Raw genomic sequence first — 21,125 nt, forward strand, 5'->3', positions numbered from 1 at the left:
TCGTTCAGGGATAGATGCAATAAAGCAGGCTTACGCCTGCTTTATTTATTGAAGATCATTATTTATTGCAGATTGTCCTGAATCACCTTGAGCAGTCTCTGACTGACATCTGCAGGCGCTGAGGTATTCACATCCTTTTCTACCGAAAGCTGAACCGCCTCAGAGTAATTACTCACCCTGACCGTCAGCGTTTTCTGCTCATCAGACACATCAGTGTCTTGCTCATCACTGAACCAACCTGACCAGAAGCTCTTTTTCTCTTGCTCCTGTTCCAGTTGTGGCACACTGTCAGCAAGATAGAAGAGACCGGCGGAACGGTTACGATCAACAACCTTCAGTCCAGCGTTATCCATAGCGTTGGCAGCAGCGTCCCAAACACGGGCATAGGACAAACCACGTACCGTCAGCACCGGGTTACCATTACCATCCCGGCCCGCTTCCGTGACTGAAGCAATATCAAGCCCCTGAGCCTGGAGAGAAACCGATGACTGAACATCATCCCGTGCCAGGTAAACCAGCATCTCTGAGAGCACATCGTTTGCCTTTCGCTTGCTTGGCTCTCCCAGGTTATCCCAGTTCTCAGGAGCCGCAGCCGGTTGCCCTTTTTTAGCCAATGGCCGACTCTGATGATAGACATAAACCTCCGTGGTTCCGCCTTTCAGGCCATTGCGAACCTCAAAGCGAAAGCGTTCTTCCATCGGCTCAAGATCATCAGCACCAAATAACTTACCGAATGTCCGGTACATCACACCGTGATCTTTATCCTGGGCAAAGTTCTGCCACTGGGTTTCAACAACACCTTTGGCAAACTCTGTGCCCGCAATGCCAACACCCTGCTCTTCTTCCAGCTTCTCAATATAGCCCAGCACACCGGGCCACACTTCACCGGGTTCACGATCAACGGACAACCATTCCTGACTGCCATTGCGTTCAAGGCTGTAATGATCACCTTCTTTTAACATCAACCGCTGGGAAGGCCTTGGAACTTCAAACTCCCGTGGCAGTTTCTGGTCAGTCAGGCCAGCCTCTGGAATCACCAGAATATCCCCCAGTTCCCTGGCCTGAGTTCCCGCAGGCAAGGTGATGGGCTCAGCGGTCTGCGCCTTGATGTAGTCTCCGGCACGATCCCGCAGATACCCCTGCTGGCCAAAAGGGTTGGCACAACCTGTCAGCACCAATGCGCTGATCACAACAGACAGGCCCAACCGGGCATGCCTTGGCAACTCACTGATCCTTTGACCTGGAACCATCAAATCAACCCCGCCTTTTGCAGTGCACTTCTAACATCGGAGTGATAACACTCCGACAGGGGCGTCAATGGTAAACGAATACCGTCCTTGATCATCCCCATCTCCTTTAATGCCCATTTTACTGGAATCGGATTGGCTTCCAGAAAGAGCTGACGGCTCAATGCTTCAATCCGGGCATTGAGCGCTTCTGCTGTACTGCGATCGCCCGCCGTGGCAGCAACACACAATTCATGCATAATCTTTGGTGCAACATTATTGACCACAGAGATAACGCCATTTGCTCCCTGCAGCATCAGCTCCATACCGGTAGCATCATCACCGGAGTAGATGGCAAAGTCTGCACCACACAACGCCCGAATCTGCTGGCCACGCTCAACAATGCCCGTGGCTTCCTTAACGCCGACAATATTGTCCAGCTGACTCAGGCGACCAATGGTTCCCGGCAGCAGATCCACCGCCGTTCGGCCGGGAACATTATAGAGGATCTGGGGAATCGCCACCGATTCAGCCACCGTTTGGTAATGAAGGTAAAGCCCTTCCTGAGTCGGCTTGTTGTAATAGGGGGTCACCAGCAAACAGGCATCCACGCCCAATGCCTTGGCTTCCGCCGTCAGGTGGACGGCCTCTGCGGTTGAGTTGGCCCCGGTACCGGCAATCACGGGAATCCGGCCATTCACCTGGTCCACCATGCGTTTTATGGCTTCACAATGTTCCTGCACCGTCAGAGTGGCTGACTCACCCGTGGTACCCACCACCACGATCCCATCCGTCCCCTGGTCAATATGATGCTCTACAAGGGCATGCATACTCTCCCAGTCCAGCTCACCATTGCCATACATGGGGGTAACAATAGCCACCAGGCTCCCGGTAATCATCAGTTCACTCCTAAAGGCAGAATCTTGCGTAATGTTACTAACGCCCTTTTACATTCACAAGGCCGAAATCCATCCCGGCCCGGCTGTTTATTGAACTTTGTTGAAAAACTGAAGTCGAACAAGATAAAACGCTGAGAAAAAAAGAAGAGAAAAAGCTTAAGATATTTGAATACCTTTTAAGACCTGCCTTTTTTTCAGTGATGGTTTAAACTAACTCCCCTGAAATTAATAATGACTAATGAGAGCGACTAAGGATAAAACATGAGCGTAACTCTGGGCCAACCCGTTCCTGACTTTACCGCCCAAGCGACCAGTGACACGACGGTCAAACTCTCTGAACTCAAAGGCCGTAAAGTCGTCCTGTTTTTCTACCCAAAAGACAATACCCCAGGTTGTACCAGTGAAGGACAGGCCTTCAGAGATCATTACAGCCAATTTCAAGAGTCAGACACGCTGGTCTTTGGCGTATCCAAAGATGGCATCAAGGCTCATGAAAACTTCCGGGCCAAACACGAGTTCCCTTTTGAGCTGATCTCCGATAAAGATGAAACACTCTGCAAACTGTTTGACGTCATCAAGTTAAAGCAGATGTATGGCAAGGAGTATATGGGGATCGAGCGAAGCACCTTCCTGATCGACAGTAATGGTGTACTGCAACACGAGTGGCGCAAGGTTCGCATTAAAGGGCATGTGGAAGATGTTCTGCAGGCCGCACAAATGGTAGACACTCAGGCGCAGACCGATAGCAGTGACAACAGCAACGAAGAAGAGTAATAAAAAGCGGAGTAATAAAAACGCTCTCTTGCAAACTGAAAAGTGGGCCTTGCCCACTTTTCAGTGCTTGTTTTAACTTAACTCCACATCCGCCACTGTCGGCCAGGCATTCATCACCGCCTTTAACAAGGTTGCCAGGGGAATGGCAAAAAAGATCCCCCAGAACCCCCACAAACCGCCAAACACCAGAACGGCAATGATAATGGCAACAGGATGAAGGTTCACCGCTTCAGAGAACAGCAGCGGCACCAGCACATTACCATCCAGCGCCTGAATGATCCCATAGCACACCATCAGAATCACAAACTGATCATCCAATCCCCATTGGAAAAAACCAATAATGGCAACGGGAATCGTTACCACGGTCGCCCCGATATAGGGCACAACCACCGAGAAACCGACCATCACCGCCAAAAGCGCAGAATAGCTTAACCCTAACAGGGCAAACAGCACATAACTGACACCCCCGACAATAACAATTTCTATCGCCTTCCCCCGGATATAGTTGGCAATCTGGTCATTCATCTCATCAGCAACCTGGTCAATCAGCCTGCGACGGCGAGGAAGAATGCTGGCCATCCAGCCCAGCAAAACCTCTTTATCCTTGAGAAAAAAGAAAACCAGGATAGGCACCAGAATCAGGTAGACCAGAAGAGCAACAATACCGGGGAGCTTGGACAGGGAAAAAGACAATGCCCACTGCCCAAAGTCGGCCAGGTGCTTATTAATGGTTGTGACCAGCAGGCTAACCTGGTGCTCAGAAACAAAGCCCGGGTATAGATCTGGCAAACTCACCAGCAACGCCTGCCCCTGGCGAACCATGCCTGGCATGGCATTTAACAGGTGTGTCACCTGTTCCCACACCAGCGGCACCACCACAAAAATCACCAGCAACAACGCGGCAACAAATCCGGTAAAAACCAGGTTAACGGCCAGAAGATGCGGCATTCGCTGTCGCTCAAGCCAGTTCACCAGGCCTTGCATCAGAAACGCAAAAATCAAAGCGGCCAATGCCGGTGCCAGCATTTTCCCCATGGTCAGCACAACAACAAAGCCAACCAGCAACAGGATCAGAAGAACAATCGCTTCCTGATCCGAGAGATAGCTGTGCAACCATCCCTTAATGACATTCAGCATCAAATGCTCCGTTAGTTATTCAACGACTCAAGATTCATTATTCAACGCAAATCCCTTACTACTTATGCTGCAATGTATGGATATAAACGCCGTGCTCTTCTTCACTGGCCAGCAGGATATGCCCGCTGATATTGGCAAAGCTGGCAAAATCCCTGACCGAGCCGGGATCTGTCGCATACACTCTGATAACCTGGCCTGACTGCATGCGACTGATTGCCTGTTTGGCTTTCAGCAGTGGCAGTGGACAGTTCATACCTTTAAGATCAAGCTCCTGATCAACATCCATAATAACGACTCATTCTTTACAGGCTGCAACAGTATAAATGCCCAACGTTAATATCAACGACAGTGTAAACGTCAAAACTGTTTAAGCACTTTAGCGGGCAAATGGTTAAAAGAGGAAATATCCCGTCTATGAACAACCACTATTATGACTACTTAAGTAGCTAACCATAAACAGATTCGTGATAAAGTGTACTGTAGAAAACACGGGTATGGATATTCTATGAAACGAGCGGGCTTTTTGTCAGTACTTATCTTAGCCACAGCACTGACCGCGGTACTGTCGACCTACTCCAGCGCCACCATGAGCAGCAACCTCAACCTGCCGAGTTTGGGTGATAGCACGTCGGGTATTATTTCCCAACAGGAAGAGCATGAGCTCGGACGGTCATGGTTAAAAGCCCTGCGCAATCAGACCCCCATGGTTTCTGACCCGCAACTGAAAGACTACCTGGAAAACCTTATCTTCCGACTGGCCGCTGCCAGCCAACTGCAAGATCACCGGCTGGTCCCGCTGGTGATTGACAGCCCGGTCCTGAATGCTTTTGCCGCCCCGGGCGGCATCGTTGGCGTCAACACCGGCCTGTTTCTCAATGCTGAAACCGAAGCCCAGTTTGCCGCCGTTCTGGCACACGAACTGGCACACTTGAGCCAGCGTCACTACGCCCGCAATGTTGAAGAGGCACGGAACAAAAGCATCCCCAATGCCGCCGCCATTCTTGGGTCCATACTGATCATGGCCACCGCAGGGGGAGACGCCGGTGCCGCAGCACTGACCTCAACCGTGGCAGGAATGCAAAGTGCGCGGCTTCGTTTCAGCCGCCAGTTTGAACGGGAAGCGGATAACATCGGCATCACCACCCTTGCCAGGGCCGGCCTTGACCCACAGGCCATGCCTGAAATCTTTGAACAAATGAACAAAGCCAGCCGCTACGGCAGCCGTCCTCCGGAATTCCTGCTGACACACCCGGTGACAGAAAACCGGATTGCAGACTCCCGGGCCCGGGCTGACCAGATGTCAGACCAGCCGTTAAAAACTACGAAAGGCTCACAAAACTACCAATTCATGCGAGTGCGTGCCGCCGTCCTGAACAGCAACAACCATCATGAAATGGCCAGGCAGCTGAACAAGGAATTAGAGTCCGGATTAACCGCCACATCAGCAGCCAGCCTGGCTCCCACTCGGTATGGATTGGTGCTGGCCAGCATGAAAACCCGAAACTTCACGGTCGCAGAGCAGCAAATGAATCTTCTGCTGCAACAATACCCTGATAACCCTTATCTGATTATGACCCAGTCTCTGCTCCAAGCCGCCTCCGGCAAAGCCAGCCAGGGTCTTAAACGCATCGACCAGGCACTGAGTACCAACCCACAAAGCTACCCGCTGCTGGCCACCCGGGCAGAAATTCTGCTGCAACAACAGGATTATGCCAGCGCCCGGGATGAGCTGCAGAAACTCAGCCGCCTCCGTCCGGATGATCCGGACATCTGGTTTGAGCTGGCGGAAGCTCAGGGGCTGGCAGAAGACATTGTTGGCCTGCATCAGTCAAGGGCTGAGTACTTCTTCCTGAATGGCAATCTGGATGATGCTATCAGACACCTGCAGTATGCATTAAAGATGTCAGGGGATAACTTCTCGCTCAAATCAAAACTTCAGCAAAAGCTGACGGATATGCAAAACTATCGCCAGAAAATGAGAAATTCATAATCAATATCCAGAAGACGCTCCTGCCTGGTCCTGAAAAATTGCTCCAGGGCAGGCCGCTGCACGGTGACTGATAGCACTGGTATTTTTTTCATTATCAAGCAACGATTTTTCTTCTTTCAGAGGGAGAAGGAATCCAGCTGCCCGGCTATTGCCGTGACTGAGCTCACCCCGTCAGTATGCCCTTGTGCGTCGACACGCATGGCCCCCGCCTTGAGATCCCACACCTTTACGTCCATGTCGTCAGAGCAGGAAACCAGCAGCCCATTGGGCAATTGCGTGACTGAGTTCACCCAGCTTTCATGCCCATTCAGCGTCGCCACACATTGCTGCCCATCGGGCATGCTCAGATCCCACACCTTTATGCTCTTGTCACCAGAGCCGTCACCAGATAAGACTTCATGATAGTCACCAGCGCAGGAAGCCAGTCGACCATCGGCCAATACCGTGACAAATCTCACCCAGCTGGTATGCCCATTCAGCGTCGCCACGCATTGCTGCCCATCAGGCTTGCTGAGATCCCACACCTTTACGGTCTTGTCAAGAGAGCAGGAAGCCAGCCGCCCATCGTCAAATGCCGTGACAGATTCCACCCACTGGGTATGCCCATTCAGTGTCGCCACGCATTGCTGCCCGTCGGGCTTACTCAGATCCCACACCTTTACGGTATGGTCACCAGCGCAGGAAGCCAACCGCCCATCAGGCAATTGCGTGACTGAACTCACCCCCTTGGTATGCCCACGCAGCGTCGCCACGCATTGCTGCCCGTCGGGCTTACTCAGATCCCACACCTTTACGGTTCCGTCAGTAGCGCAGGAAGCCAGCCGACCATCGGCCAATGGTATGACTGAGCGCACGTGATAGGAATGCCCACGCAGCGTCGCCACGCATTGCTGCCCGTCGGGCTTACTCAGATCCCACAGGTTTACGGTCTCATCAGCAGAGCAGGAAGCCAGCCGCCCATCAGGCAATTCCGTGACTGAGTGTACAATGCCAGTATGTCCATTCAGCGTCATCACACATTGCGACCCATCGGGCTTGCTCAGATCCCACACCCTTACGGTTTCGTCAGCAGCGCAAGAAGCCAGCCGCCCACCAGCCAGTGGCGTGACTGACATCACCTCGCCAGTATGCCCGGACAGCGTCTTCACACAGGTTTGCGAGGCATCATTTCCCAGAGAAGCCAGGTAGTTATTGCTTAAGTACCTGCCACAGGCAAGTCGTAAAAAAGGGTTCTTGATTTCATTGTGTGGAACAGCAGGTATCCCCCTGTTTTCAATTATTTTTCTATAGGCTTCGGAGGGAGATCCATAATATCGAACGAATAGGATTTTCAGCCTTTCTTCGGTGTTAAAAAGTGTATTTAACCGCCTGCTGGTCAAATCCAGGCTTCGCCAATCAACAAAACTCAGATAGTCAGCAATTTTAACCAGGAGTTCATCGGGTAATGCCAATAAAGGCGACACCTGTTCCGGGGGAACAACCGAAACCCTCTCTGACGTTTTTTCTCCTGCCTGATTGTGACACGGGCTTGTTCTACCGCAGCTGTGAAGGGAACAGTTAGCATTATCACCAATCTCAATCTTATTGTTCATAAAACCTCTGACCGTTAACAACTCTGGAGTTTATTTCCGAGTATGAAATAGTGAATTCAAGTTATAAGACTCTGTCCGATTTTTGCCCCGATAAATAGTTAAGCAAAATTTTGCCTCCAGAAGATGCAGGAATTTAACTGCACACGCTTTTCCCGTTAATTAGACAATATTTTCTTCAGACTATGGAATTTAGATGACAAAGAGTTTGGAACTATCCAATGAAAAAACAGTCTGCACAATGGCTACTAACGTTTATATAAAGTATGAGGTCAAGGTCGAATATGCTTGTTCGATGCGTCCCAAAATCTGATTCAGAAATCGACAGAATGATGAACCACCATGGTGATTTTGATATGTGTCCGGCCAGTGCCAATCTGGAAAAAGACCCCAGACATAAATCAGTACCGCTAACCAAGCCAAATTCCCTTAGCACCGCCCCGAGACATTATCTGGAGGCTAAACTTGATTCAGATGTCGTTGGCTTTTTTCTTCTTACCTGCAATGGTCCGGGTTACACCGTCATCCCACTGAACCCTGACAAGCGTCTTTATCTTGTTGATGAGCACAAGGGCTTTGTGCAAGGTTTGGACCTGGTTATCAAAACACTCCAGGAGCGAGATATCTGGGTCGTGCGAAGCTGGCTTGATGTAACCCGCAAAATAGATGCTATTACTAACCCGAAAGAGCCACGCATTAAAGATGATTCCTGTTGGATGGACCCGGTGATTTGGTATGAAAATCATTGCAACGCCGGACGCTGCTCGCTGCCCAACACTACTGCTGATCGATAATCGGGTAAGGGCTGGTCTTTCTCCAGCCCTCCCCACAGCACCCGGCATGCGGGTCCGCACCGGGCGGTTCAACGATGATGGTGAAACCTGATCCATAAGTCTTTCAATGAAACAAGCCCAATTTTCGCGAGGTAATTGTTATTCAGTGCCTGTTGTACCGCATAAGTTTTACTCAGACGGTAATACCCTTTGCTGCTGGCTGCGATCTTGGCGGCGTTCACTTTATCAACGCCTAACCTGACCAGATTCTTGAAACGGGTTTTTGGCTTGCGCCATTGCTTCAGAAAACAGCAACGGATTCGCCGACGTATCCATTGATCCAGCAGGGGAATTGGTCGGTAATATTCCGATAACCGAAAATACCCCATCCAACCCCGGATATATTGCGCCAGTTTGCGTAACCGATGTTGCATTGAGACACCCCAGCGACGACTGGTCAACTTGAGTATCCGGTATTTGAATCGGTCCAGACACTTCTGGGCCCAGCGAACTTTCTTCCCTGTGAAGGTGAAACTCAGGAATTCGCTTTCTGTTGCTTTCACAACTTTACTTTTCCGGGAGTTAATCTTCAGTTTCAATTTGCGTTCAATGAATTGGGTAATGCTGTGCATCACCCGATCCCCTGCACGCTGACTTTTGACGAGAATCACAAAATCATCACAGTATCTTGCAAAGCAATGACCCCGATATTCAAGCTCCTTGTCGAGTTCGTCGAGGACCACATTAGACAGCAAGGGTGATAAAGGCCCACCCTGTGGCATGCCAACCCTGGTCGGGTAGACATTGCCCTCAATCATGACTCCGGAGCGCAGGTAGCGACCAATCAGTTTCAGAAGGCGTTTGTCGCGGACCTTACGGGAGACCCTCGACATCAAAACGTCGTGATTAACCGTATCAAAGAATTTACTCAGATCAACGTCAACGGCGTAATGTAGCCCCCCGTTGATCAACTGCTTAACCTGACGGACTCCGTCGTGTGCTGACCGTCCCGGTCGGTAGCCAAAGCTGTTTGGGGAAAATCCCGGGTCAAAGACAGGCGTCAGCACCTGCACAATGGCCTGCTGTATGACCCTGTCGATCACGGTTGGGATTCCCAGCAAGCGTTCACCGCCGTCCGGCTTTTCTATTACATGCCGGCGCACGGGTGACGGCTGATAGGTTCCGTCCAATAAGGCTTGACGCACTGAAGGCCAATGCTGTTTGGCAAAGTCTGGATAAGCTTCAATGGTGACTCCATCGATACCCGGAGCACCCTTGTTGCTTCTGACCTGTTTCCATGCGCTTGCCAGATTAGCCGGTTCAAGTACGCAATTTAGTAGATCATGGTTCAAAGCTGGTCAAAGATTCTGTCGCCAGGTACGGTGAGTCGCCGGACGGCTGCATCGCCCTGAGGGAATCAGTCTCCTCTTTGTCATCGATGTTCGGCCCTTCGCTGACGACTTCCCGTCCATTAATGACTTTTGTCGTACAGCTACTATGGCCTCTGCTGACTTCTGTCCAATCACCACGCAGGGTTACCTCTGCTGGCGCTATTGGTTGCCATCGGGTTTGCTCGAACAGGATGATGAGTCACTGTTCGCCGAGCCTGTTGTAACCAGTGGCTGAGAACTGGGAACTTACCAATCGCATGTTGAACAGATCTCCCCGGATAAGAACATGGACTTTCAGTGCACAACCGCCGCATTTACCGTGTCTCACGAACCAGAGGGCTTTGTGATCCTTGGCTCACTCGCCCAGAGACTCAGCCTTGTATGCGATTTCTGTACGTCGGCTCGCACCTTTGCACTCAGACTGCCTCCGCACAGCCCCTCGCGGGACTGCACTTGCCTTAAGCTAGTGGTTGTCATCAGCAGGCGTCTTTACCGCCAGTCAGATGTAGGTTCTCCCACAGGGGACTTTCACCCCATCAGTTCATGCCCATGCCGGGCGTACCAAGACTTTTACCGAGCACAAGGATGAATCTGGACTATGTCGTATGTTATTAAACACCCCCGAGTTGCTCAGCCACTATGTTGATGAAGGCCTGTTCTTTTCCGGAAGCTATGCCTGTGATAAAGCAGCAGACAAATCCCTGCTGCAAACTCAGGCCGCAGCTCCCGGGGTCAAAGGGCTTGATGAGCGATTAACCTGCGCTTTTTGTCTGAAGAATTCACGCTTTGTCGCGCCCGGGATAACCGAGACTTTTCAAAAAAAACAGAAAAACCCTATTGAGGCAGAGAATGTTATCAGAAGTTATCTGAAAACGGGGGGGCTGCGGAGGGATGGACTGCACGACTCTTGTTGTTTAAGAAACATCTATCGCGACAAGCCTCTGGTGCAGATAATTGATGCTGAGGGCAATGTCAGAGCCACCCAAATGTACTTTATTGCGGATCCCGTACAGGAAAGCAGATCAAATGAGCCTGATAAAATGGATCGATCCTGCCCCTACCTCCGGGTGTTTGTGCTCCATCCCCATGACACACAAAAAGCAGGCTCCCTGTTTGCCTCCCACAGGGAGGTAGCTGAAATCATCCATCAGGAGAACAATAGAAAGCTGAGGGAAATGATTAACAGTTCAGCTCTCAGGGTTTCCAGAGCCCTCACTGGATTAGAACAGAAGAGGCTGAAATATGCCGAGTTCTCCAGAGCTGTCAGGAAATTTGAACAACAACTGCATGAAGCAACTGAGGCTTATGAAACGCAATATCCTTCATCAGCCCTTTGCCTGGCGCTTGAAACTTATCAGAAGCTATGGCAAGAACTTCCCGCCCCCCAATCCCCGACAGAGCACGATATTACTGAATTTTTAGCTAACGCCAACAGGGAATTCTGTCAACTCTACGCCTGGTGTCACTTAATGAGGGAGCTGATGATACTTAAAGAGAATACTGAAAGAAATTGGCACTGTTTACTTGAACCCATTATCCAAAAAGTGGCATTACAACGTCAGCACATCCTGGATTTGCTCAACCAAAGCATCAATGTGCACTCATCATCCGCTTCTGCACATTGTCCGTTTTTAGCCCGGCTTGCAACCCCATTCCCATGGGAGAAGCTGCACGGCAGTGATCCCCGCTATCGTCAAATCAGCGAGTGTGGGAACGAAATATTGGCGCAGCTACAGGAACTGTCTTGTGAGGACATTACCCAAGCCAGGTAGCAGGCTTTGGGCGAGAATTGTGCTGCTGTTACTTTCAGAATAAAGCCCTGCCGGACTATAAATAACGCCGTTTGACCTCAAAATAATTATCAGGCTCACGTCATCCTTGGGAACTATCCGCCATCTAAACGGTCAAAGAAGTTAAATATTATCTAAGTCAAAAATTAAGAAGGACTCTAATAATGCCCAAGTTCTCCTTTACTCACTCATCAGCCACCAGAAGATACACACTGGAGTGCAGCTTTACACTTAATCCCAGGACAACTAACCGCAGGACAAATAGCAATTCTGATTCGCCCCCCTCTGGAACACACCCGGAGACCATTCGAGTCAATTTCAACGGTAAGCGGGTTCGCGAAACAACGCGTACAGGAAATCTCCCCACCGTCCAACCCCATGAATCTTTTACCCAGACCCTCTTCCAGAGAATTGCCCGGTTTTCTCCTTTTGCCAGGGAGGCGGCCTACACGCCCTGCCTTGATATCGATTTAGATGACGATGAAACTACATCTGAAAATGCCTCTGAATCAACCTTGCCCTTTCCCCAATTACCATTCAAATTACCTCTGGATGATGGACAGGAAATCAGCGTGGAGGATTTTCAGTCGTTATTCCTGTGGGCATGCTCAAACAATAATGCAAATGTCATCAACCATCTGGCACAATCCGTGCCTTCTTCGACGTTTATGCGCCTGACAACAACGGGTGCAGGCGAAAATCCTGTCTTAAATCCTTTTGCAAGGGCGGCCATATCGGGTAATAAGAAAGTTTTATCTTCTCTGTGTGCAACTTTTCCCGATGCCAAGATAGAAAAACAAGAAGCGCTACACTGGGCAGTGAAAAACAAACAATCGCAATCGGTAGAGATTCTTTGCAAAGAGGGTAACGCTAACCCGGACTCGCCTTGCCCGAAATCGCTTTACCCGGACTCACTTGACCTGGACTTGCTTTACCCGGATGGCCAGACAGCGCTACAGAAAAGCATGGACATCGAAGATACCGATACAATGAGGGTACTATTATCGGCTGGAGCCAATGTCAAAATATTTTATGATGACATCGCCAGTTCCTATTTTTATAAGGCCTTTAAGCGAGGCAATAACGATGTTATTCGTACGCTGATCAGCGCCGTCAAGGATGTCAATAAGCCAATCATTGAAGGCGGCATTCGACTGCTCCACCTGGCAGCCTGGTCTGGCAACCTGAAAATGATCGACCATCTAATAGAACGCAATGCCAGGATAAACCAAAGCACCGGTTGGCGGCATGGCAGAGCTACCCCCATGCATTTTGCCGCCTTAGAGGGCCACCTGCAGGCAATGTTCAAGCTTATTGACAATGGTGGCAATTTGTATGAAGGCAAAGCCAACATTGCCCGCTTTTTCTACTGCGAAGAGGGCACCTTCCCCTCCATTACTCATACTCCTGTGACAAGACAAGATTTGCATGAGAAAATGCCCTTCTGCCTTTATGGCGGTACACCACTGGATCTCTGTTTAGGGCTACCCCTTGAATCGAAAGCTGAGTCACGAGCTGAGTTACAGGCCAGTTTGATCAATCACATGGAAAAACGCAGGAAGAACTTATCAAACAATGCCTGAAGGCCATCCATTCTCGGACGACCTCCCAGGAAATCGGGAAGATAATTAATGTTAACCGGCCGCCGTAAAGTCCAACATGCGTTGTAAGGGCTTCAGTGCCTTATCCCGCAACTCATCACTGACCTCAATGACATTCAGTTCACCCGGAGCTTCCAGACACTCCAGCAGAGCATCAAGGGTATTCATTGCCATCCATGGGCAATGGGCACAACTGCGGCACGTGGCACCGCTGCCTGCGGTGGGAGCCTCTATAAAACGTTTCTCAGGTGAAGCCTGCTGCATTTTATAGAAAATCCCACGGTCCGTAGCCACAATGAATGCGCTGTTGGGCATGTCCTGAGAAGCTTTCAATAACTGACTCGTCGAGCCCACCACATCAGCAATATCAACCACTGAGTCAGGGGACTCCGGATGAACCAGTACGGCGGCATCAGGATAAACACGTTTCAGGTCTTCAATACCTTTCGCCTTGAACTCTTCATGAACAATACAGCTACTGTCCCAGAGCAGCATATCGGCACCGGTATTTTTTTGAATATAGCTGCCAAGGTATTTATCCGGCCCCCAGATAATGGCTTTACCCTGGGCATCAAGATCTTCGATGATATCAAGCGCACAGCTGGAGGTTACTACCCAGTCTGCCCGTGCTTTTACGGCAGCAGACGTATTGGCATAGACGACAACTTCCCGGTCAGGGTGTTGATCACAAAAAGCGGAAAATTCTTCTACAGGGCAGCCCAGATCAAGGGAGCACTCTGCTTCGAGGGTCGGCATCAGCACCCGCTTTTCCGGGCTGAGAATTTTGGCGGTTTCCCCCATGAAACGAACACCAGCCACGATCAGCGTGTTGGCATCGTGCCGGGCACCAAAGCGAGCCATTTCCAATGAGTCGGCAATAAAGCCACCGGTCTCATCAGCCAGTTCCTGAACGACAGGATCTGTATAATAGTGGGCAACCAGAACCGCTGCCCTCTCTTTCAGGAGCTGTTTGATTCTGTTTTTTTTGGCTTCCTTCGCAACCGGATCCACCGCTAATGGAGCCTTCTGCAAATGGCCCTGAACGAGCTCTCTGTCTATCACTGCATTCATAAAGCTTGCATCCGGCAAAGCACTTTACCCTTCCAGGATGAACTGTTTCACGGCAGGTAAGTGTCTGCAACTTCCTCTATCAATCAGCCATGAGCCGAAAATATTACGTTGCCGCTCTCCCCACAATGGCAGGAAGCCCAGCTCCGCACTATTTCTGCACCGCAATTTTCTAAAAAAAATGTGGCAGTATTCTAACACAGCATCACCACTAATAATAATTATGGTGAAGAGGTAAATAAGAGGGTTTGGCAGGAAGTGGTGGGTCGTGTAGGATTCGAACCTACGACCAATTGGTTAAAAGCCAACTGCTCTACCAACTGAGCTAACGACCCAATCAGCGAAATTATACGCGCCAGAATTCGTTTTACAAGTGATTCGAGTTAAACCGCAATGCGATAAGTCGTCGGGTCATCGACCCCTGCTTCAATAAACCCCTTTCGCCGGTAACAGCAACTATCACAAACACCGCAGGCAGCGCCGTATTCATCGGCCTGGTAGCAAGAGACGGTCATCCCATAATCCACCCCCAGCCTGACGCCTTCAGAAATTATTTCAGACTTGGTTAAATTCAGCAGTGGTGCCCTGATCCGAAAAAGATCACCTTCAACGCCAGCCCGGGTGGCAAGATTCGCCATATCTTCAAATGCTTTCAGGTACTCCGGGCGACAGTCAGGATAATTCGAGTAATCAACGATATTGGCACCAATAAAAATATCACAAGCCCCCAACACTTCTGCCCAGCCAAGGGCAAGAGAGAGAAAAACCGTATTCCTTGCAGGAACATAAGTGACCGGAACCTGGCTCTGGGCCTCCTTGAGGGGATCGTCGAAATCCGGGACTGCAATATCATCATCAATCAGCGCTGAACCGCCTATATCAGTCAACCCCAGCTTTAACACCTTGTGTTCACTAACCCCCAGAGCCTCAGCTACCTTGCGGGAAGCCTCAAGTTCACAACGGTGACGCTGCCCATAATCAAAACTGACCGAGTAACATTCGAATCCCTGTTCTAAAGCCATCGCCAGAACGGTGGCCGAATCCAGCCCTCCGGATAATAGGATTACTGCTCTGTTCATCTGCAATACCTTTTTATGTCCTAGACACCCGGCTGATCACCCCAGATCATCCGGTGCAGCTGTAATTGAAATCTCACCGGCAGCCTGTCTTCAAGGATCCAACCCGCCAATACCCGGGCAGACAGGGTGCCGCTGACCGGAGAAAAAAGCACATCGGAAACCCTGGTCGCCAGGTCGTATTGGATCAGCTTGGAGACAGACCATTCATAATCGCCGCGATCGGCAATCACAAATTTCAACTGGTCTTGTCTGGTCAGAAAACCGATATTTTCATACAGGTTACGATGGGACTCGCCTGAGGCTGGAGGTTTCAGATCCATTACCTTGACCACCCTGGCGTCAACTTCAGAGAGGCTGATTGCGCCACTGGTTTCAAGAGAGACCTCATAACCCTGGTCAGCCAGAAGAGTCAGCAACCCGTGGCATGCTTTTTGGGCCAGTGGCTCGCCTCCCGTCACGGTGACGTACCCGGGGTTATATTCTGATACTTTGTCCAGGATTTCTTCAGCGGATAATAACTCCCCCCCCCTTAAAGGCATACTCCGTATCACACCAGCGACAACGGAGGGGACAACCGGTTAAGCGCACAAATACCGTAGGCAACCCAGTGGTTCTGGTCTCTCCCTGCAATGAGTAAAATATCTCGGTAATTCTCAGCATTGAGGATGACTGCCATCAGGTATCAGGAATCGCCCATGGTTCTCAAATAAGTATCGGAAAGCCTGGCTGCCGAGCTATCAGGATATTGCTGAATAACCAGCTCAAGAAGTCTCTTTGCCTCTTTCTGATTGCCGAGCAAGTCGTGCACTCGCCCAAGTTTATAGCTGGCATCCGGGACTTTTGGACTTTTTGGAAACTCATTCAAAATGATCTGGAAGGAGACTTTGGCGGCATCGTAATGCCCTTGAGCCATATCAACTTCACCCAGCCAATAATGGGCATTGTCTGCGTAACGGCCTTCAGGGTAGGTTTTCAGCTGCTCCCGAAGTGCGTTTTTCGCTTTATCAAACTGTTTGGAGCGAATCAGGTTAAATGCTGACTGGTAAGTTGCTTCCTCGGCTTTCAACACCGGTTGATTGTTTTTTTCTGCCGCCTCTGCCACTGGTGCACTCACCATTGGTGGCTTTACGTTGGCAACTGGAGCCGGGGGCACGGACTGATCTTTCAATCGAGAGATTCGATCATCAAGGTCAAGATACCTGTCCCGACCTTCCTGCTGCAGTTGCTCAATGCGAAAGGCCTGCTCTTCCAGCTGCCCGCGCATTTCCATCATTTCCTGTCGAAGCTGATCAATCGTATTCAGCAGATGAGCTGTACCATTGTAATCAGCATCACTATCCGATGAGGATGAAATCGTAACAGGACCATCTGAGATTTGACTGACAACCGTTTGAGATTCAGCTGAAAGCCCCAGAGGTCTCGGTTCTTCAACCGGGGCTGCGGCAATTGCCACGCCATTCAGAGCACCAGCAAGCAACACTGGAAGAGCCAGCACCGCCATCAGCTTTGGGTTAGTGTTTCCTCTACGCATTTATCCCCCGGACGAAAAATGATACCAGTCGTATTCTCCTTTAACACCGGACTGCTTTTCAGCAAGCCCTGGGAGGCTGACCGAGAATATGACTGGTATTATTACTTACTCAGTAACAATTACCGCACGACGGTTCAAAGCCCACGCACTTTCACTGTGCTCAGGATCCAGAGGCTTCTCAAAACCGAAGCTGATCACTTCAATACGGTTAGCTGCTACACCTTTAGCGGCCAGGTAATCCATCACCGCTTTGCCACGACGCTCCCCCAGGGCCAGGTTGTAAGTACGGGTACCACGCTCATCAGTATGCCCCTGAATGACGATATTTTTCATGTAACCCATATCAGAAGTCAGGTAGGCAGCATGCACATCCAGAGCCTTGTATGCGTCATTATCCAGCCTGGCGCTGTCAAATGGGAAGAAATAGGTGTTCTTCTCCAGAAGCGCCTGAATCTCTTCCGGAGACTCATCAATTCGGCCACTGTCAACCACTGCCTGAACTGCAGGATCCAGAACAGGCTGGACTTCAACCAGCACCTCTTCTTCAACAGTAACAACCGGCGGCTGGATTTCTGCTGTGGTTGGCTCTTTCCTGGAAGCACACCCTGCCAGCCAGAGAGCGGCTACAGCCATAGAAGCCGCTTTAACAACATTGGCGATTTGCATTTTTAACTCCAATCATTCTCTACGGGATTTCAAGATTTGTGCGGTACATTATCAGAACTGAAGTCACCCGACTAGCCCGAATAGCAAGGGATTGTGGGGTTTCCTCAGAGAAAGGGCTACCGGAAAAAAGCAGTTTAAACGAGCATAGCAGCAAGTCGGAAAATCGGCAGGGCAAAAATGACTGCCTGCGATTGCTTCACAGAACTTCAGAGCGGTCACCCTGCCTGTACGTTACCTGAGTTCAATAGCCGGGCCCCATGCAGGCTCCCGGACATCACCCTTGGCAGAAGGCAATCGCTGTTTCACCCGCCCATCAGCTGAAACTATACCCAGCTCGCCATTCTTGCCACCCTGTACAGAATAGATCAGTCTGCGCCCACCCGGGGCAATACTGGGCGAATCTTCCAGGCTGGATGACGTCAGCAGCCGCAGTCTATCGGTATCCAGGTCGAGCACCGCGATGTTAAAGTCGGCGGCTCCCTCCCCTTTATGCACCAGAGCCAGCGACTTACCATCCGGAAAGACCTTGGCCCGGGCATTGAATCGCCCTTCGAAGGTTAGACGACGGGGTTTGCCTGTTGTGATAAATTCACCATCACTTTTACGGCTGACCTCCTGCTGATAGACCTGAGGACTCCCACCCCGGTTTGAGGTAAACACGAGACTGTTGCCATCTGGCATCCAGTCCGGTTCAGTGTCTATGGCGTAATGAGTCGAGACATTGCTGATTTTGTTCGTTGCCAGGTCAAGAATATAAATGTCCGGATTACCATCTTTGGAAAGCACCATGGCAATGGATTTACCGTTCGGTGCCCATACCGGCGAGTTATTCAGCCCTTTAAAACCGGTCAGTCTTTTGCGAATGCCCGTTGCCAGTTCCTGCATATAGATGGCAGGGCGACCCTGCTCGAAGGAGACATAGGTAACCCTGGTTCCATCTGGCGACCAGCTGGGCGATAAAATCGGCTCGCTGGAGCTGAACACCTTCCTGTTACGTTTACCATCCGCATCGGCATAATTCAGCTGATAATCGGTTCTTTCAGCGTCGTGCCTCTGGGCAGTTACGTAGAGAATCCGGGTGGAAAAATCGCCCTTCAGGCCCGTGATCTTTTCATAGACAACATCGCTGATGCGATGGGCCATCTCCCGAAGCTGGGCACTGTTTCCGCTAAATCCCCCCCTTGGCAATGCGCTTTCCCCTGACAACATCATAAAGCTGATAGTTCATGGTGTAAGCTCTGTCCCTGAGGGTCACCTGCCCTGTTATCAGGTAAGAAGCCCCAAGCAACCTCCAGTCACGATAATAAACTTCCGGTTCACTGGCCGGGAAGCTGAGCATACTGGTTCTTGGCAGCGCCTTGAACAGACCGCTGAGTTTCAAATCGTTATCAATGATTGCTGCCGGGTCTTCCGGCAACACTTTCCCCCCTGTCCAGCTGAAGGGGGAAACTGCCATGGACACAGCCTGGTCATTCCCCTGGGTGACCTCAATGACAAGCTCTGCCTGAGCACTCATCCCCCAGAGCAGACAGTAAAATAATAAACAGGTTTTGAATAAGTGCCTCATTTAACCAGATCCTCGGGCCTGAATCGGAAGGTAATTCGTCGGAAGTGTTGTTCAAAAATTCGCCGTTCAAGACCCTTCAACTCCGAAAAGGGCGACGCTCGGCGTATAGCCTGAATAACGGAGCGATCAAACTCATCATTACCACTGGACTTCAGCATAGTAATATCCAGCACATCCCCAAAGGGAGAAAGACTGATTCGAATTTCTGCCACCATGTTATTGCGTGCACTGGGCGGCCTGCTCCAATACCGTGAGGTCAGGCTTTTAATCAGCGCGGCATATTGTGCTTGCAGCAGCTGGTCATGCTCAAGCTGCTGAGCAGCTGCCAAAGCCTGTTGCTCCATTGCCATGGCCTGCTCAAGCGCTTGCTGCTCTTTGCGCTTTTGCGCCTTTTCCCGCTGACGCCTCTCCAGCTCCTGACGTTCCCGGGCAGCTTCTTCCTTTTTGCGCAGCTCATCTTTTTTTCTTTCCTCTTCCCGCTTCAAGGCCAGGGCTCTCTGCCGCTCCTGCTCCTGTCGCTGCTGTTCCGCTTTTTTGCGCTTTGTCTCTGCTGTTTTTTTGGCTTCCGCCCGCCTTTTTGCTTCTTCTTTGCGCTTTTGTTCCACCTGACTCTGCGCAGGCTTCCTGACAGTTTGCGGCTTTGCCGCCGGTTCAGGCAACGATACCAATGCGGCGCTGATGGGCACCGGCGGTGCTATTTTTGGATGGGCGTCGGCACTCCAGTTGACTAAAAGCACACCGAACATCATGACATGCAGAATCAGAGACAGGGCTACAGCAAACCCATAACCTTCGGTCACCCTTGCTATAACGGCTGGAAAAGCAATGTTAAACCATCTCTTCATCTACCGCTCTTCCATGCCAACCGCCACCGGATCAGTGACCAGCCCAACATGACTGATACCTGAGTTTTGCAGGCCAGCCATTAATTGAACGACTGATCCATAGGCAACGCTGGTGTCTCCTTGAATCAACACTTGAGTACCGGGTCTGGCACTCACGACCTTACTGACTTTCTCTGTCAGGGACGAAAGATTCACGGCTTTGTCATGGTCAGATCCGACGTCCATATAATAACTGCCATCCGCCTTGATAGAGATAACCAGGACTTCTTTATCTTCTGGCAGAGCAATATTATCGCTACTGGTTTTGGGCAGCTCAACTTTCACGCCCTGGGTCATCATGGGCGCAGTGATCATAAAAGCGACCAGTAGCACCATCATGATATCGATAAACGGCACCATGTTTATTTCAGACATGGGTTTACGACGACTTCTTATCTTTGCCCCACTGATCATCGGTGACATTGCGGTAAGATCCCTTTATGTCCGGCTGTAAACTTTACGGTGAAGGATACTGGAAAACTCATCCGCAAATATCTCGTAATTGGACACCAGGGCTTCAACCCTTGAAGCATAGCGGTTATAGGCGACAACCGCCGGGATAGCGGCAACCAGGCCAACAGCAGTGGTCAGCAAAGCCTCGGCAATGCCTGGTGCAACCGAAGCCAGGGTTGGCTGCTGAACCACTGCCAGCCCCCGGAAAGAGTTCATAATACCGACAACTGTGCCAAAAAGACCAAGATAAGGGCAGGTAGAACCAACGCTGGCAAGAAAGGGAAGGTTTCCTTCGAGGCGCTCCTGCTCCCTGGAAATGGCCACCCTCATGGCCCGCTGAGCACCTTCCATAACCGCATCAGGATCAACAGTCCCCTGGTTTCGCAGGCGGGTAAATTCGGCAAAACCGGCTTTAAAGATATGTTCCACCCCTGAGCCGGACTGTTCATTTTGTTGCACTTCCTTGTACAGCAGAATCAGATCCATTCCCGACCAGAAACGATCCTCAAACTCAATCATGGTCTGCTGCGCATTTCTCAGCAGGATTCCCCGCTGGAAAATTATCATCCATGAAACAACCGATGCAGCTACCAGTAACAATAACACCAGTAGCACAATCCAACTGGCGTTACCCACCAGAGCCCATAGAGACATGCTTTCTGCCACCGACAACCTCTCTACCCATCAATTATGAAGTCGAAAAGGAC

The 21,125-nt window shown here is 50.6% G+C and carries 21 protein-coding genes and 1 tRNA gene; 5 read left to right on the forward strand and 17 right to left on the reverse strand.

Annotated elements, in window-relative coordinates; genetic code table 11:
- Nucleotides 1-62 precede the first annotated feature (62 nt).
- Together bamC and dapA are read right to left on the reverse strand one after the other, a co-directional pair.
- Nucleotides 63-1,250: an NlpB/DapX family lipoprotein gene (gene bamC / locus O3276_RS06765; RefSeq protein WP_269674949.1), complete on the reverse strand. Its 1,188-nt coding sequence runs from the start codon at nt 1,248-1,250 to the stop codon at nt 63-65.
- Nucleotides 1,250-2,125: a 4-hydroxy-tetrahydrodipicolinate synthase gene (gene dapA, locus O3276_RS06770; protein ID WP_269674950.1), complete on the reverse strand. Its 876-nt coding sequence runs from the start codon at nt 2,123-2,125 to the stop codon at nt 1,250-1,252. The genes bamC and dapA overlap by 1 nt, the downstream gene beginning before the upstream one ends.
- 261 nt (nt 2,126-2,386) lie before the next feature.
- On the opposite strand from dapA, the gene O3276_RS06775 reads away from it, so the two are divergent.
- A complete protein-coding gene (locus O3276_RS06775; protein WP_269674951.1) occupies nt 2,387-2,899 on the forward strand; it encodes a peroxiredoxin in 513 nt (170 codons plus the stop codon).
- A 72-nt stretch (nt 2,900-2,971) separates the two neighbouring features.
- On the opposite strand, the gene O3276_RS06780 is transcribed toward O3276_RS06775, so the two are convergent.
- Complete coding sequence (locus tag O3276_RS06780; RefSeq protein ID WP_269674952.1) at nt 2,972-4,036, reverse strand: AI-2E family transporter; 1,065 nt, start codon at nt 4,034-4,036, stop codon at nt 2,972-2,974.
- A gap of 58 nt (nt 4,037-4,094) precedes the next feature.
- Nucleotides 4,095-4,322: a sulfurtransferase TusA family protein gene (locus O3276_RS06785; RefSeq protein ID WP_279330889.1), complete on the reverse strand. Its 228-nt coding sequence runs from the start codon at nt 4,320-4,322 to the stop codon at nt 4,095-4,097.
- Between the two features lie 237 nt (nt 4,323-4,559).
- Here O3276_RS06785 and O3276_RS06790 point away from each other — a divergent pair, with 237 nt between their 5' ends.
- Nucleotides 4,560-6,026, forward strand: a complete 1,467-nt coding sequence (locus O3276_RS06790) for a M48 family metalloprotease (RefSeq protein ID WP_269674953.1) — start codon at nt 4,560-4,562, stop codon at nt 6,024-6,026.
- A gap of 116 nt (nt 6,027-6,142) precedes the next feature.
- Here the strand turns inward: O3276_RS06790 and O3276_RS06795 are convergent, their stop codons facing one another.
- Nucleotides 6,143-7,618 carry an F-box/WD repeat-containing protein gene (locus O3276_RS06795; RefSeq protein ID WP_269674954.1) on the reverse strand — a complete coding sequence of 492 codons (1,476 nt, stop codon included), beginning with the start codon at nt 7,616-7,618 and terminating at the stop codon, nt 6,143-6,145.
- A gap of 326 nt (nt 7,619-7,944) precedes the next feature.
- On the opposite strand from O3276_RS06795, the gene O3276_RS06800 reads away from it, so the two are divergent.
- The gene (locus tag O3276_RS06800) at nt 7,945-8,409 is read left to right on the forward strand and encodes a hypothetical protein (protein WP_269674955.1); all 465 of its coding nucleotides are present in this window, start codon (nt 7,945-7,947) and stop codon (nt 8,407-8,409) included.
- A 68-nt stretch (nt 8,410-8,477) separates the two neighbouring features.
- Here O3276_RS06800 and ltrA read toward each other — a convergent pair whose 3' ends face one another.
- Nucleotides 8,478-9,740, reverse strand: coding sequence for a group II intron reverse transcriptase/maturase (gene ltrA / locus O3276_RS06805; protein ID WP_269672318.1), 1,263 nt, complete (start codon nt 9,738-9,740; stop codon nt 8,478-8,480).
- Between the two features lie 644 nt (nt 9,741-10,384).
- Between ltrA and O3276_RS06810 the strand changes: the two genes are divergently transcribed.
- Both O3276_RS06810 and O3276_RS06815 read left to right on the forward strand, forming a co-directional pair.
- A complete protein-coding gene (locus tag O3276_RS06810; RefSeq protein WP_269674956.1) occupies nt 10,385-11,551 on the forward strand; it encodes a hypothetical protein in 1,167 nt (388 codons plus the stop codon).
- Nucleotides 11,552-11,733: 182 nt separating this feature from the next.
- Complete coding sequence (locus O3276_RS06815) at nt 11,734-13,152, forward strand: ankyrin repeat domain-containing protein (protein ID WP_269674957.1); 1,419 nt, start codon at nt 11,734-11,736, stop codon at nt 13,150-13,152.
- 51 nt (nt 13,153-13,203) lie between these two features.
- Here the strand turns inward: O3276_RS06815 and nadA are convergent, their stop codons facing one another.
- From nadA to tolQ, 11 genes are all read right to left on the reverse strand, one after another.
- Nucleotides 13,204-14,241 carry a quinolinate synthase NadA gene (gene nadA, locus O3276_RS06820; RefSeq protein ID WP_269674958.1) on the reverse strand — a complete coding sequence of 346 codons (1,038 nt, stop codon included), beginning with the start codon at nt 14,239-14,241 and terminating at the stop codon, nt 13,204-13,206.
- Nucleotides 14,242-14,497: 256 nt separating this feature from the next.
- Nucleotides 14,498-14,573 (reverse strand) — tRNA-Lys (locus O3276_RS06825).
- 48 nt (nt 14,574-14,621) lie between these two features.
- Nucleotides 14,622-15,317, reverse strand: coding sequence for a 7-cyano-7-deazaguanine synthase QueC (gene queC, locus O3276_RS06830; protein WP_269674959.1), 696 nt, complete (start codon nt 15,315-15,317; stop codon nt 14,622-14,624).
- A 20-nt stretch (nt 15,318-15,337) separates the two neighbouring features.
- Nucleotides 15,338-15,856: a 7-carboxy-7-deazaguanine synthase QueE gene (locus O3276_RS06835; protein WP_269674960.1), complete on the reverse strand. Its 519-nt coding sequence runs from the start codon at nt 15,854-15,856 to the stop codon at nt 15,338-15,340.
- A 143-nt stretch (nt 15,857-15,999) separates the two neighbouring features.
- Nucleotides 16,000-16,848, reverse strand: a complete 849-nt coding sequence (gene ybgF, locus O3276_RS06840; RefSeq protein ID WP_269674961.1) for a tol-pal system protein YbgF — start codon at nt 16,846-16,848, stop codon at nt 16,000-16,002.
- Between the two features lie 105 nt (nt 16,849-16,953).
- Entirely contained in the window at nt 16,954-17,514 is a 561-nt protein-coding gene (locus O3276_RS06845; protein WP_269674962.1) for an OmpA family protein, read from the reverse strand.
- A gap of 231 nt (nt 17,515-17,745) precedes the next feature.
- A complete protein-coding gene (gene tolB, locus O3276_RS06850; protein ID WP_269674963.1) occupies nt 17,746-18,702 on the reverse strand; it encodes a Tol-Pal system beta propeller repeat protein TolB in 957 nt (318 codons plus the stop codon).
- Nucleotides 18,683-19,081: a hypothetical protein gene (locus O3276_RS06855; RefSeq protein ID WP_269674964.1), complete on the reverse strand. Its 399-nt coding sequence runs from the start codon at nt 19,079-19,081 to the stop codon at nt 18,683-18,685. The genes tolB and O3276_RS06855 overlap by 20 nt, the downstream gene beginning before the upstream one ends.
- A complete protein-coding gene (locus O3276_RS06860) occupies nt 19,078-19,926 on the reverse strand; it encodes a cell envelope integrity protein TolA (protein WP_269674965.1) in 849 nt (282 codons plus the stop codon). Before O3276_RS06860 ends, O3276_RS06855 begins: the two co-directional genes overlap by 4 nt.
- Nucleotides 19,927-20,388 carry a protein TolR gene (gene tolR, locus O3276_RS06865; RefSeq protein ID WP_269674966.1) on the reverse strand — a complete coding sequence of 154 codons (462 nt, stop codon included), beginning with the start codon at nt 20,386-20,388 and terminating at the stop codon, nt 19,927-19,929.
- Between the two features lie 15 nt (nt 20,389-20,403).
- Entirely contained in the window at nt 20,404-21,072 is a 669-nt protein-coding gene (gene tolQ / locus O3276_RS06870) for a protein TolQ (RefSeq protein ID WP_101746355.1), read from the reverse strand.
- Nucleotides 21,073-21,125: the final 53 nt, after the last annotated feature.

Source organism: Endozoicomonas sp. GU-1, assembly GCF_027366395.1.
In the GTDB taxonomy this organism is placed as follows: domain Bacteria; phylum Pseudomonadota; class Gammaproteobacteria; order Pseudomonadales; family Endozoicomonadaceae; genus Endozoicomonas.

What these genes read in the sequence shown, in the direction of transcription:
- bamC (WP_269674949.1), bottom strand. Translation starts at nt 1,250, where the DNA reads ATGGTTCCAGGTCAAAGGATCAGTGAGTTGCCAAGGCATGCCCGGTTG.
- dapA (WP_269674950.1), bottom strand. Translation starts at nt 2,125, where the DNA reads ATGATTACCGGGAGCCTGGTGGCTATTGTTACCCCCATGTATGGCAAT.
- O3276_RS06775 (WP_269674951.1), top strand. Translation starts at nt 2,387, where the DNA reads ATGAGCGTAACTCTGGGCCAACCCGTTCCTGACTTTACCGCCCAAGCG.
- O3276_RS06780 (WP_269674952.1), bottom strand. Translation starts at nt 4,036, where the DNA reads ATGCTGAATGTCATTAAGGGATGGTTGCACAGCTATCTCTCGGATCAG.
- O3276_RS06785 (WP_279330889.1), bottom strand. Translation starts at nt 4,322, where the DNA reads ATGGATGTTGATCAGGAGCTTGATCTTAAAGGTATGAACTGTCCACTG.
- O3276_RS06795 (WP_269674954.1), bottom strand. Translation starts at nt 7,618, where the DNA reads ATGAACAATAAGATTGAGATTGGTGATAATGCTAACTGTTCCCTTCAC.
- O3276_RS06800 (WP_269674955.1), top strand. Translation starts at nt 7,945, where the DNA reads ATGATGAACCACCATGGTGATTTTGATATGTGTCCGGCCAGTGCCAAT.
- O3276_RS06810 (WP_269674956.1), top strand. Translation starts at nt 10,385, where the DNA reads ATGTTATTAAACACCCCCGAGTTGCTCAGCCACTATGTTGATGAAGGC.
- O3276_RS06815 (WP_269674957.1), top strand. Translation starts at nt 11,734, where the DNA reads ATGCCCAAGTTCTCCTTTACTCACTCATCAGCCACCAGAAGATACACA.
- nadA (WP_269674958.1), bottom strand. Translation starts at nt 14,241, where the DNA reads ATGAATGCAGTGATAGACAGAGAGCTCGTTCAGGGCCATTTGCAGAAG.
- queC (WP_269674959.1), bottom strand. Translation starts at nt 15,317, where the DNA reads ATGAACAGAGCAGTAATCCTATTATCCGGAGGGCTGGATTCGGCCACC.
- O3276_RS06835 (WP_269674960.1), bottom strand. Translation starts at nt 15,856, where the DNA reads ATGCCTTTAAGGGGGGGGGAGTTATTATCCGCTGAAGAAATCCTGGAC.
- ybgF (WP_269674961.1), bottom strand. Translation starts at nt 16,848, where the DNA reads ATGCGTAGAGGAAACACTAACCCAAAGCTGATGGCGGTGCTGGCTCTT.
- O3276_RS06845 (WP_269674962.1), bottom strand. Translation starts at nt 17,514, where the DNA reads ATGCAAATCGCCAATGTTGTTAAAGCGGCTTCTATGGCTGTAGCCGCT.
- O3276_RS06855 (WP_269674964.1), bottom strand. Translation starts at nt 19,081, where the DNA reads ATGAGGCACTTATTCAAAACCTGTTTATTATTTTACTGTCTGCTCTGG.
- O3276_RS06860 (WP_269674965.1), bottom strand. Translation starts at nt 19,926, where the DNA reads ATGAAGAGATGGTTTAACATTGCTTTTCCAGCCGTTATAGCAAGGGTG.
- tolR (WP_269674966.1), bottom strand. Translation starts at nt 20,388, where the DNA reads ATGTCACCGATGATCAGTGGGGCAAAGATAAGAAGTCGTCGTAAACCC.
- tolQ (WP_101746355.1), bottom strand. Translation starts at nt 21,072, where the DNA reads ATGTCTCTATGGGCTCTGGTGGGTAACGCCAGTTGGATTGTGCTACTG.